Here is an 11858-nt window from a genome sequence, read left to right on the forward strand (position 1 = left end):
GGGAACAGCCCGATCTCCATGCCGATGAAGCCAAAAAACAGACCGGTGGCCGCCAGCGAGAACGCCACCGGAAAGCCAGTCAGCAGAAAGACCAGCAGGCCGGCGAACATCACCGGCACGAAGTTGTCGTGCAAAAAAACCATCATTGCGTCACACTCCGCCGGGGGACATCAGGACTTGGGGGCGCCGCCACGGGCAGCGCGCTCGGCCTCGGCCGCGGCGATCTCCTTGGCCAGCAGTTCGGTTTCGCTCGGCCCCGTGTGGTCCAGCGGATCCGGCCCGGCCCCAATGAGAAATGCGACGCGCTTGATGAGCTCGCTGACGCTTTGCAGCGCAAGCAGCGTGAAGCCTGCCGGAATCAGCAGGTAGACCGGCCAACGCACCAACCCGCCGGCGTTGGAGGACACCTCGCCGCTGACCCAGGCCCGCTCGAACAGCGGCCAGCCGAGCTTGACCATCATCACACACAGCGGCAAGACAAAGATGACGATGCCCAGCACATCGATCCAGTTGCGCGCGCGCGCACCAAGCTTGCTGGAGATGAAGTCGATGCGAACATGCGCATTGCGCAGGAAAGCGTAACCGCCGCCCAACATGAAGACGGCGGCGAACAGGTACCACTGCACCTCCAGCCAAGCGTTGGAGCTGGTACTGAAGACACGGCGCACGATCGCATTGCCGGCGCTGATGAGGGTGGCGCCCAGGATCATCCACATGGCCAACCAGCCCACGGCTCGATTCAGGGCATCGATGGCCCGGGTCAATCGCAACAACAACGTCATGGTGAACACTCCGACACAGCGTCCGCGCGCCATGTGCAGTCTAGCCGATCCTTGCACACAGATGGCCTGCGCCACAGAATGGAAAACCCCGCTCGCGCGGGGTTGCGCATCGCTTCGGGCCAAGCTTGTCAGCCGGCCCGGTGCGTGTCAGCGGACTCAGAGTTTTGCGCTTTGCATATAGCTGTCGAAGCGCGCCTCGGTGAAGCGGAACCACAGGTTGGCTTCGCGCTGGAAGTTGCGATAGTCGCTGTAGACTTTCTTCCAGCTGGGGTTGCTGGCGCTTAGCTCGTCGTACAGGGCCATGGCCTGCTTGAAGGCCTCATCTATCACATTCTTGGGCAGGGCCAACACCTTGGTGCCGTTGGCCACCAGGCGCTTGAGCGCTGCGGGGTTGCGTGCGTCGTACATCGCCTGCATCGTCACATGCGCATGGCTGGCTGCAGCCTCCACCATCGCCTTGTAGTCGGCTGGCAAATCGTTGTAGGCTTTCTTGTTGATGTAGAAATCGAGCTGGGCGCCACCTTCCCACCACCCTGGGTAGTAGTAGTTCTTGGCCACCTTGTAGAAGCCCAGCTTCTCGTCGTCGTAAGGTCCGACCCACTCCGTGGCATCGATCGTGCCCTTTTCCAGCGCCTGGTAGGTCTCACCACCCGGGATGTTTTGGGGCACCGCGCCCATGCGTGTCAGCACTTTGCCAGCAAAGCCGCCGATGCGCATTTTCAGGCCCTTGATGTCAGCCGGGCCCTTGATCTCCTTGCGGTACCACCCCCCCATCTGCGCACCGGTGTTGCCGCCAGGGAAGTTGACGATGTTGTACTGGTCGTAGAACTCGCGCATCAGCTTCATGCCGTTGCCGTCGTAGAACCAGGCAGTGAGCTGGCGGCTGTTCATGCCGAACGGAATGGCGGTACCAATGGCGAAGGTATCGTCCTTGCCGAAGAAGTAGTACGGCGCGGTGTGACCAGCCTCGACCGTGCCCTGTTGCACCGCATCGACGACGCCAAGGGCCGGCACCAACTCGCCCGGGGCATGCACCGTGACCTGAAACTTGCCGCCCGACATCGCGTTGACGGTTTTAGCAAACACCTCGGCCGCACCGTGGATGGTATCGAGCGACTTGGGGAAGCTGGAGGTCAAGCGCCAGCGAATCGTGGGCTGGGCATGCACCGCGGGCGCGGCTGCAGCCGCCAGGACACCGGCCACACCGGCGTGCTTGATTAAGGAACGACGATCCATGTCGGAAAACTCCTTGACGTTGAATTGAAGATCGCCTCCGGCCCGAGGGGGGCCGACGACGCTGCGGCCGCGACTATAGGGGACGGTTGCCAGCCGCAGCGCGCGTGTTTACCCTGAGCAAGAGGCTTTCCCCGGGGCTCTTGAATTTATTTCAAGCATCGAACAAATCGTCTCATGCAAATCATCTCATGCCACATGCCCGCGCCGTCGGCGCCGCTCAGGCGACAGGATACACCACCTCAAGCACCGGGGGCGACACCAAATACTGGCCCAAGCGATCGCGCACGCTGCGCTCGATTCCGCTTGCATCCAGTCCCAGCCGCGCCAACAGTAAGGCGGGGTCGCCGTGCTCGATGAAACGATCCGGCAGCCCCAGCGGCAACACCGGTCGCACCACACCTTCGGCGGCAAGCAACTCCATCACCGCGGCCCCGGCACCGCCGGCGATGGCGCCTTCCTCCACGGTGACGAGCGCGTCGTGGTCGCGCGCCAGCTCCAGCACCAGATCGCGGTCCAAAGGTTTGGCCCAGCGCATGTTGGCCACCGTCGCACCCAGCGCCTCGGCGGCCTGCAGCGCCGGGTGCAACAGGGTGCCGAAGGCCAGGATGGCCACCCCACGGCCCCGCCGACGCACCTCGCCGCGGCCGTAGGGCAGCGCCTGGGGCTCGCGCGGCAGGGCCGCGCCGATGCCCGCGCCACGCGGGTAGCGCACCGCCACCGGATGCGATTGCTCATAGGCCGTGGTCAGCAGCTGGTAGCACTCGGCCTCGTCTGACGGGCAGGCGATGGCGACATTGGGAATGCAGCGCAGAAACGCAATGTCATAGGCCCCGCAGTGGGTCGGACCGTCGGCGCCGACGATACCCGCGCGATCGAGCGCAAACACCACCGGCAAGTTCTGCAGCGCCACGTCATGAATGGCTTGATCGTACGCGCGCTGCAAAAAGGTGGAATAAATCGCCACCACGGGCTTGAGGCCCTCACACGCGAGTCCGGCCGCAAACGTCACCGCATGCTGCTCGGCGATACCGACGTCGTAGTAACGGTCCGGAAAACGCCGGTGGAATTCCACCATGCCCGAGCCCTCGCGCATCGCGGGCGTGATGCCGATGAGCCGTTTGTCACGCTCAGCCATGTCGCACAGCCACTGGCCGAACACCGCGCTGAAGGTGGGCTTGGGCGCCTGGGCTGGGGGCACGATACCGATCTTCGGGTCGAACTTGCCCGGGCCGTGGTAGGCGATCGGATCGGCTTCGGCCAGCTTGTAGCCCTGTCCTTTTTTGGTGACCACGTGCAGGAACTGCGGACCCGCACCGTCGTCAAGCAGGCGACGAATATTCTCCAGGGTGGGCACCAGCGATTCGAGGTCGTGCCCGTCGATGGGGCCGATGTAATTGAAACCGAATTTCTCGAACAGCGTCGCGGGCATGACCATGCCCTTGGCATGCTCCTCGAAGCGACGCGCAAACTCCAGCAGCGGCGGCGCCACACTGAGCACCTGCCGGCCGACGCTGCGTGCCGCCGCATAAAACCGCCCGCTCATGAGCTGCGCCAGGTAGCGGTTGAGCGCGCCCACTGGCGGGCTGATCGACATGTCGTTGTCGTTGAGCACGACCAGCAGCGGCACTTTGGTGACACCCGCATTGTTGAGCGCCTCGAAGGCCATGCCCGCCGTCATGGCGCCATCTCCAATCACTGCGACCGCGCGCCGGTGCTCCCCCTTGGCCTGGGCCGCCAGGGCCATGCCCAGTGCGGCAGAGATGCTGGTGGACGAGTGCGCGGTGCCAAAGGCGTCGTACTCGCTTTCGCTGCGCACCGGAAAACCGCTGATGCCGCCGAGCTGGCGCAGGGTGTGCATGCGCTCGCGCCGGCCAGTCAGAATCTTGTGCGGATAGGTCTGGTGGCCGACATCCCACACCAGCCGGTCGTGCGGCGTGTCGAACACATAGTGCAGCGCGACCGTCAGCTCCACCGTCCCCAGATTGGAGCTGAAGTGCCCGCCGGTGCGCGCCACGCTTTGCACCAGAAACTCGCGCAGCTCATCGGCCAACGGGCGCAATTGGGGGCGCGTCAGCCGGCGCAAATCGGCCGGTGAGTCGATGGACGAGAGCAATCCGTTCATGGCTATCCCCCTGTCGATACCGTCAATACCGGCGCTGTACCACCCAGCGCGCCAGCGCCGCCAGGCGTTGCGTCGGTTGCGCCGGCAGGTCTTGCAGTGCCTGCAGGGCTTGCGCCAGCAGCGTCTGCGCATAAGTCCGCGCTGGCCCGGCGCCCAGCAGTGAAACAAATGTGGGTTTGTCGGCGGCCGCATCCTTGCCCGCCGTCTTGCCCAGCGTGGCGGAGTCGGCCGTGGCATCGAGCACGTCGTCGATCACCTGGAAGGCCAAGCCGAGCGCGCGGCCATAGCGATCGAACGCTGCCAGCGCAGCGCCTTGCGCCCCGGCCGCCAATGCGCCCATGCGCACGCTGGCCAGCAACAGCGCGCCCGTCTTGCGGCGGTGCATATCCTCCAGCGCCGGCTGGTCCAGGCTCTGTCCGCCCCCGGCCAGATCGATGGCCTGCCCGCCCGCCATGCGCGCCGCGCCCGACGCCACGGCCAGCTCCCGCGTCAGCGCCACAGCCAACGCCGGATCGGCCTGCGCCCAGGGCGACGCGACCAACCACTCGAAGGCCAGCGCCTGCAGCGCATCGCCCGCCAGAAGGGCTTGTGCCACACCGAAACGAACATGGACCGTCGGCTTGCCACGCCGCAGGACATCGTCGTCCATGCAGGGCAAGTCATCGTGCACCAGCGAATAGGCGTGAATAAGCTCGACCGCCCCAGCGACCGACCACACGGGGGCATCTGCCGCCGGATCGGCATCGCCGCAGACCGCCTCCCAGGCCGCCAGGGCCAGCAAGGGGCGCAGCCGTTTGCCCCCGTCCAACACGGCGTAGCGCATGGCCTCGCCGAGCCCAGCGGGCGCATCGGCGGGCAGGTGCGCGTCCAAAAACCCCTCTATCTGCTCCAGGCGCCGCGCCATCCACTCCCCCAGCTCGGCCACGGACGCTGCCGGCAGCGCCACATCCATCATGCGTCGGGCTCCCAGGGCTGGGTTTGCTGGCCATCCACCACGCGGATCTGCTGCTCGACCGCCTCCAAGCGCGAGCGGCAATACGCCAACAGAGCGCAGGCACGTTGGTAGGCGCCAAGCAGGTCATCCAGCGGCATCTGCCCTGACTCCAGCCGCGCCAGCAGGGCTTCGAGCTCCTGCACCGCTGCCTCGTAGGTCTCAGGCAAGGCTTCGGGGGGCGCAGCACGGTCGGCAACGGCGAGAGGGGACGGGGTACTTGGCATATCCGGGTCTATTGCGTGGTGGCGCGTGGTGGCGCGTGATGGCACAGGCCATGCCATTTTCGATCCAGCTCAATCCATTTTTGAATTGTAGTGGCTTGCCCCGCGACAGGAGCGGGGGTAAAATTTGTCGTCCCCCGCGGTCTGGATATGTCCGGACTGGCGGGGGACAGTGCTTTCACCCCACAAGGAGGTGTGTTTCCGCAACCCTGCGCCGAATCGTCCCCACGTTTCTGTCGCGCTTGTACACCCCGTCATCGGGGGGAGTCTGAGGTCAGGATCATCATGTCCGATTTGAGTCTTCCATTGCAGCAGGCAAAAAGCCAACTGCCGGTGTCCGTGTATTTCGACGAGGCGCTGTTCCAGCGCGAACTGGAGACGATCTTTCAGTCCGGGCCCCGCTATGTGGGGCACGTCAATGCGGTTCCCAACGTCGGGGATTATTTCGCGCTCCCGCAGGAAGGTGAAGGCCGCGCCCTGGTGCGCACCGAGCGCGGAGTCGAGCTCATCAGCAACGTCTGCCGCCACCGGCAGGCCGTGATGCTCAAAGGCCGCGGCAACCTCAACCACGAGGGGCAGGCGCACGCCGGCGGGCATATCGTCTGTCCGCTGCACCGCTGGACCTACAGCGGCGGCCTGGGCCACAACCTGCCCACAGGCACGCTGATCGGGGCCCCCCACTTTGCCCAGGATCCTTGCCTGAATCTGCAGCGCTGGACGTTGCGCGAATGGAACGGCCTGCTGTTCGAAGACAACGGGCGCGACATCGCTGGCGATCTGCGCGGGATGCAGGTGGCTGACGTATTCAACTTCGACGGCATGGTGCTTGGCCACGTCGAGCTGCACGAGTGCCATTACAACTGGAAGACCTTCATCGAGGTTTACTTAGAGGATTACCATGTCGTGCCGTTTCACCCGGGCTTGGGCAATTTCGTCACCTGCGACGACCTGCGCTGGCAGTTTGCGCCGGCGTTTTCGGTGCAGACCGTGGGAGTGCAAAACTTGGCGGCCAAGGCTGGCAGCCCGGTGTACCAGCGCTGGCACGAGGTGTTGATGCGCCACCGCGAGGGCCGCCTGCCCGAGCATGGCGCGGTGTGGCTGACCTACTATCCGCACATCATGGTCGAATGGTACCCGCATGTGCTGACGGTCTCCACCCTGCACCCGATCGCCGTAGACAAGACGCTCAACCTGGTGGAGTTCTACTACCCGGAAGAGATCGCCGCCTTCGAGCCCGAGTTCATGGAAGCGCAGCGCGCGGCCTATATGGAGACGGCCATCGAGGACGACGAGATCGCCGAGCGCATGGACGCTGGCCGCAAGGCGTTGCTGCAGCGCGGCACCAGCGAGGTGGGCCCCTACCAGAGCCCGATGGAAGACGGCATGCAGCACTTCCACGAGTGGTACCGTGCCTGCATGGGCATGCCGGCTGGCCGCGTTGCAGGCTAATCCTGCGCGCCGTGAACGCCCCATCCAGGCCCTGTGGATGGTCGCGGGTGCGTTCTTGTTCGCCTCGATGGGGGTATGCATCAAGTTCGCATCCAGCCACTTTCACAGCTTCGAGATAGTGGGCTACCGTGGCCTGATCGGCATGCTCTTCTTGCTGGGGCTGACCCGCTTGCGCGGGGTGTCGCTGGCCACCCGCGTGCCGATGATGCACCTGTGGCGCAGCCTCGTCGGTACCGTCTCATTGCTGGCCTGGTTCTTCGCCATCGCGCAATTGCCGCTGGCCACCGCCATGACGCTCAACTACATGAGCAGCGTGTGGGTGGCGGCCTTCCTGCTTGGCGGCGCGTTGCTGCTGCAGCGCGGCAATCAGCCGCTGCGGGATCAGACACCGCTGTTCCTGACCGTGCTGGTGGGCTTCGGCGGTGTGGCGCTGGTGCTGCGGCCCACCTTCGATGGGACAGCGGCACTCGGGGGCCTGTCTGGCTTGCTGTCCGGCCTGACGTCGGCGCTGGCTTATCTGCAAGTCGCCGCCCTGTCCCGCGCCGGCGAGCCCGAAAGCCGGACCGTGTTTTATTTTTCGGTGGGGGCCGCGCTGGTTGGCTTTGCGGGCACGGCCGTCATCGGATCCAGTCCGCTCGCCACGCCCCAGGCCCTGTGGCTCATACCTATCGGGCTGCTGGCGGTGCTGGGGCAGTTGTGTATGACGCGCGCCTACGCCAGCGGAGCGACGCTGGTCGTGGCCAACCTGCAGTACTTTGGCATAGCCTTTGCCGCGCTGTACGGCTTGGCGGTGTTTGGCGACCGCCTACCGCTGACGGGGTGGTTGGGCATGGCGCTGATCGTCGCCAGCGGCGTCGCAGCGACTTTTCTTCGCGAACGCGCCGTCCCCAAGTTGCCAGCCGAGGAGCACGCATGACCGCTGGTCTGCCCTCCCCCCTCATCGATGCCCCCACCCTGCGCGAGCGGCTGGCGCGCGGCTGCCCGATGCGGGTGTTCGATTGCAGCTTTGATCTGGCCAATCCGACTGCGGGGCGCGCCCAGTACCGCAGCGGGCACATCCCCGGGGCGCGCTATGTGCACCTGGACGACGACCTGAGCGCCAGCGCCGAGGACGAGGCACCTGCCGCCAGCGGCGGGCGCCACCCCCTACCCGCGCGCGAGGTGTTTGCTCGGCGTCTGCGCGCCTGGGGCCTGAAGCGGGACGAGGCGGTGGTGGTCTACGACCGCCAGGGCGGCATGGTCTGCGGGCGCTTGTGGTGGATGTTGCGCTGGTGCGGGCATGCGCCGGTCGCCGTGCTGGATGGAGGCTGGGCGGCCTGGGCGGCAGCAGGCGGGGCCGTCGAAACCGACGACACCGCCCCCGCAACGGCCGGGGATTTTTCCCTCGGCGTGGCCCTGGTGACCCTGCGCCGCGCCGACGAGGTGGCAGCAGCCCTCGGCACGCCAGGGCAGACGCTGATCGATGGTCGCGCTGCGCCGCGCTATCGCGGGGAGGTGGAGCCGCTCGACCCCATAGCGGGCCACATCCCGGGGGCGTTGAACCGGCCGTTCACCGAAAACTTCAACGCCGACGGTCGTTACAAATCACCCGGCCGCCTGCGGACAGAGTTCGAGGCTTTGCTGGCGGGACGCGATCCAAGCACGGCGGTGCACCACTGCGGCAGCGGGGTCAGTGCCATCCCGAACCTGCTGGCCATGGCGATTGCGGGGCTGGGCACGGCGCCACTGTTTGCCGGGGGATGGAGTCAGTGGTGCCGAACGCCGGGGCTGCCCTGCGCCCGTTCGTCTTGAAACGCGCGGGGGCGACAGCGAGAGCCGACTGTCCCCTCATCCCAGCGCCGACCAATCCGGATCGGGGATTGCCTCGATCGCCGGACGAGCGAACAAATAGCCCTGAAAAAGCGACACCCCCATGCGGCGCAGCTGCTCGTATTCGGCGCGGGTCTCCACCCCCTCGGCGATGACCTGTACGCCCAAGGCCGTACAGGTACCCAGCACGCCACCGACACTGGCTTGCCGCGCGCGGTTTCGTTCAATGTCGCGCACCAACGCCATGTCCAGCTTCACCAGCTGTGGCTGATAGTCGGCCAGCAAATTGAGCCCCGAATAGCCCGCCCCGAAATCGTCGATCGCGGTCAGAAATCCACGCTTTTGGTAGTCGCGAACGATCGACAGGGCGTGTTGGGGGTCGCGGATTTGCTCCGCCTCGGTCATCTCGAAAATCAACCGTTCGGGCGGAAAGCCAACCTTGTTGGCTGCGGCGAGCGTCAAGCGGATGCACGTGGCGGGCTCATAGACCGCGTTGGGCAAAAAGTTGATCGACAAGCGTGCTTGCATGCCCAGCCGCTGGGCCGTATCGATCGCCAACACACGGCAGGTCTGGTCGAATCCATACAACTGCTCTGGGGTGATGCTGGATAAAACTTGGCCGGCTGAGGCACCGTCTGCCCCCCGAACCAAAGCCTCGTAAGCAAACACCTCGCGGCGCTCGACATCGACGATGGGCTGAAAGGCCATGCGCAGCTCGCCTGCGTAATCGCGCGACCCCCGACAGCGCAAACACCCGACAATGCCTGCCGGGGCCCCTTCAAAAAATCGCTGGAGGAAAGTGGGCGCTTGCATGCGTGGATCATACGACACCATGCCTGGACAACCAATCGAGGCAGCGCCTCCAGGCGTCTTCGGCGGCCGCCTGGCGGTAGCTCGCGCGGTAGTCGGCGTGGAAGGCGTGCGGCGCGTCCGGATAGACGACGAACTGGCTGGCGCGCGCCGCTGGACTGCCCTGCGCCAAAACAGCTTTCATGCGCTCGACCGAAGCCAAGGGGATGCCTGTGTCGGCCCCGCCGTAGAGCCCGAGCACGGGCGCTTTCAGCTCCGCTCCCCGGTCGATGGGATGGTGGGGTTGCAAAGGCGTGCGCTCGCCTTCGAGGCGCCCGTACCAAGCTACGGCCGCCTTGAGACGGGGGCTGTGCGCGGCATACAGCCACGTCTGGCGCCCGCCCCAGCAAAAGCCGGTCACCGCCATCCTCGACACATCGCCCCCGTGGGCGCCCGCCCAGTCCAAGCATGCATCCAGATCTTGGGCGACCTGGGCATCGGGCACCCGAGAGATGACTTCGACCATCAATCGCGCCATCTCGCCATAGCTTTGCGGGTCGCCCTGGCGCACGAACAATTCGGGCGCCAACGCCAGATAACCAGCGCGCGCCAAGCGCCGGGCCGTATCGGCAATGTAGTCATGAACGCCGAAAATCTCGGACAGCACCATGACCACGGGCAGACCTGTACGCCCGGCAGGCGCTGCACGGTAGACGGGAATGAGCTCGCCGGCCACCGGCACTTGCACCTCCCCGGCGACAAGCCCGTCGGCTGGCGTCTTGATGGCGGTCGACGCAACGATGGGGGCCGCGGCAGCAGCGTAACCGATACCCAGTGCGCCGCGTAAGACCGCTCGTCGCGCCACGCCCGCGCCGGGGCGCGCGTCGAGCAGGGCATCAAGATCACGTTCATGGTCTGGGGCGTCGGTGACGGGCATGGTTTGGCTCCTAAGACAGAGGCTGCATAAAACCTTGACCTTCACCGCATCGCGTGCGGCTGTGTTGCGGCTTACCTACCGATCATGGTACGGCCTGGCTGACAAAGGCCGCCGCAGGGTAATTGCCCGCGCTTCCCATCAGGTTTTCCGGATACCTTCGACAACGGTCCGCAGCCGACTTGTCTGCCTGCCCATGAATGGCTTTGTTCAACCGTATGCGCCTGACCCAGCGGGTTTTCGCCGTCATCGCCGGCTACTTGGTCGTGCTGGCCATCGTGGTCAGTACTGGGCTGTGGGGGCCGTGCGCCGCCAAGTCCAGCCTGCGCAAGGTGCATGCCCACCGCATGGCCATTAGCGAAGCGCTCTCTACGCTGCTGCGCAACTATGACGACAACCGGCTGCATGTGCTGCTGGCATTCCAGCATGCGCCGGACAGCCCGACTCGGGTGCTGCACGATCATCCGACGACCATGCATTTGGATGTGATCGACCAGCAGCGTGACTCGAACAACCAGGCACTCCAAGCTATCGAGTCGTTGCTGCCGCAGATGGACGACGAAGAGCAGCGGCTTTTTCAGGAGCTGATGCGGGCCCGCAAGGCTTGGCAGGTCAAGCGCGATCAAGCGCTGCAGGCGGTTCGAGCCGAACGATTCGACACCGAGATCATGCAGGCGTTTTTGGTAGCCGGGCGCACCGAAGGCGCCGCGTTCGAGACAGCGATGCAAAAGCTGCGCGAGCTGCAACTTCGTCGCGCCGACGAACGGGCAAATGCCGCCGAGCAGCGCTATCAGCTCAATTTGGCTTTGGTGATCGGAGCGCTGTTGCTGGGCGTGCTGCCCATGACGGTCCTCATGGTGGCCACTCAACGACGCATGTCGGAGGGCTTTCGCAGCGCCGACGACACCGCAACGGCCATCGCTGCCGGTGATCTTTCGCGCCCCATCACGGCCTCGGGCGAGGACGAGATCGCGCACTTGCTGCGCCAGCTGGAACGCATGCGTCAGGGTCTGCACGAACTGATCGGCGGCGTGGTTTCGGCGGCAAGCAGTATTGCCAGCGCCGCCAGTCAAGTCGCCAGCGGCACGCTGGATTTGTCACAGCGCACCGAGCAGCAGGCCAGCTCGCTGGAGCAGACCGCATCGGCCACCGAGCAGCTCAACAGCACCGTGCATCAAAATGCCTCGAATGCACGGCAGGCAGATGAGATGGCCGAAAAAGCATCCGCCATCGCCGAGCGCGGCGGGGACGTAGTGCGCCAGGTGGTCCAGACGATGAACGACATCAATGAGTCGTCGCAGCGCATCGCCAACATCATCGGTGTCATCGATGGCATCGCTTTTCAGACCAATATTTTGGCCCTCAACGCGGCGGTGGAAGCGGCCCGCGCCGGCGAGGCAGGACGCGGTTTCGCTGTGGTGGCCTCAGAAGTGCGCAATCTGGCCAGCCGAAGTGCCGAGGCCGCACGCGAGATCAAGGCCTTGATCAGCGATTCGGTGACCAAGGTGGGCACCGGCAAAGA

General features: G+C 65.3%; 11 protein-coding genes. 4 read left to right on the plus strand and 7 right to left on the minus strand.

Annotated elements, in window-relative coordinates; genetic code table 11:
• Positions 1–170 precede the first annotated feature (170 nt).
• From P3W97_RS06605 to xseB, 5 genes are all read right to left on the minus strand, one after another.
• On the minus strand, positions 171–782 hold the full coding sequence (locus tag P3W97_RS06605; RefSeq protein ID WP_300844978.1) for a TRAP transporter small permease subunit: 612 nt from the start codon (positions 780–782) through the stop codon (positions 171–173).
• A gap of 156 nt (positions 783–938) precedes the next feature.
• Positions 939–2018, minus strand: a complete 1080-nt coding sequence (locus tag P3W97_RS06610) for a TRAP transporter substrate-binding protein (RefSeq protein WP_300844980.1) — start codon at positions 2016–2018, stop codon at positions 939–941.
• A gap of 217 nt (positions 2019–2235) precedes the next feature.
• Positions 2236–4140, minus strand: a complete 1905-nt coding sequence (dxs, locus tag P3W97_RS06615; protein WP_300844983.1) for a 1-deoxy-D-xylulose-5-phosphate synthase — start codon at positions 4138–4140, stop codon at positions 2236–2238.
• 22 nt (positions 4141–4162) lie between these two features.
• Positions 4163–5095, minus strand: a complete 933-nt coding sequence (locus P3W97_RS06620) for a polyprenyl synthetase family protein (protein ID WP_300844985.1) — start codon at positions 5093–5095, stop codon at positions 4163–4165.
• On the minus strand, positions 5092–5358 hold the full coding sequence (gene xseB / locus P3W97_RS06625; RefSeq protein WP_300844996.1) for an exodeoxyribonuclease VII small subunit: 267 nt from the start codon (positions 5356–5358) through the stop codon (positions 5092–5094). The genes P3W97_RS06620 and xseB overlap by 4 nt, the downstream gene beginning before the upstream one ends.
• A 282-nt stretch (positions 5359–5640) precedes the next feature.
• On the opposite strand from xseB, the gene P3W97_RS06630 reads away from it, so the two are divergent.
• The 3 genes from P3W97_RS06630 to P3W97_RS06640 are packed head-to-tail and all read left to right on the plus strand — an operon-like array spanning position 5641 to position 8595.
• Entirely contained in the window at positions 5641–6804 is a 1164-nt protein-coding gene (locus tag P3W97_RS06630) for an aromatic ring-hydroxylating dioxygenase subunit alpha (protein WP_300844987.1), read from the plus strand.
• 22 nt (positions 6805–6826) lie between these two features.
• Positions 6827–7720, plus strand: coding sequence for a DMT family transporter (locus P3W97_RS06635; protein WP_300844998.1), 894 nt, complete (start codon positions 6827–6829; stop codon positions 7718–7720).
• Complete coding sequence (locus P3W97_RS06640; RefSeq protein ID WP_300844989.1) at positions 7717–8595, plus strand: sulfurtransferase; 879 nt, start codon at positions 7717–7719, stop codon at positions 8593–8595. Before P3W97_RS06635 ends, P3W97_RS06640 begins: the two co-directional genes overlap by 4 nt.
• A 36-nt stretch (positions 8596–8631) precedes the next feature.
• On the opposite strand, the gene P3W97_RS06645 is transcribed toward P3W97_RS06640, so the two are convergent.
• On the minus strand, positions 8632–9426 hold the full coding sequence (locus tag P3W97_RS06645; RefSeq protein WP_300844990.1) for an EAL domain-containing protein: 795 nt from the start codon (positions 9424–9426) through the stop codon (positions 8632–8634).
• 7 nt (positions 9427–9433) lie between these two features.
• Positions 9434–10339, minus strand: coding sequence for a dienelactone hydrolase family protein (locus tag P3W97_RS06650; protein ID WP_300844992.1), 906 nt, complete (start codon positions 10337–10339; stop codon positions 9434–9436).
• A 197-nt stretch (positions 10340–10536) separates the two neighbouring features.
• On the opposite strand from P3W97_RS06650, the gene P3W97_RS06655 reads away from it, so the two are divergent.
• Positions 10537–11858, plus strand: a 1322-nt coding sequence (locus P3W97_RS06655; protein WP_300844994.1) for a methyl-accepting chemotaxis protein, incomplete at its 3' end; no start/stop codon positions are given.

The sequence above is a fragment of the Tepidimonas sp. genome (genome assembly GCF_029335975.1).
Lineage (GTDB): Bacteria > Pseudomonadota > Gammaproteobacteria > Burkholderiales > Burkholderiaceae_C > Tepidimonas.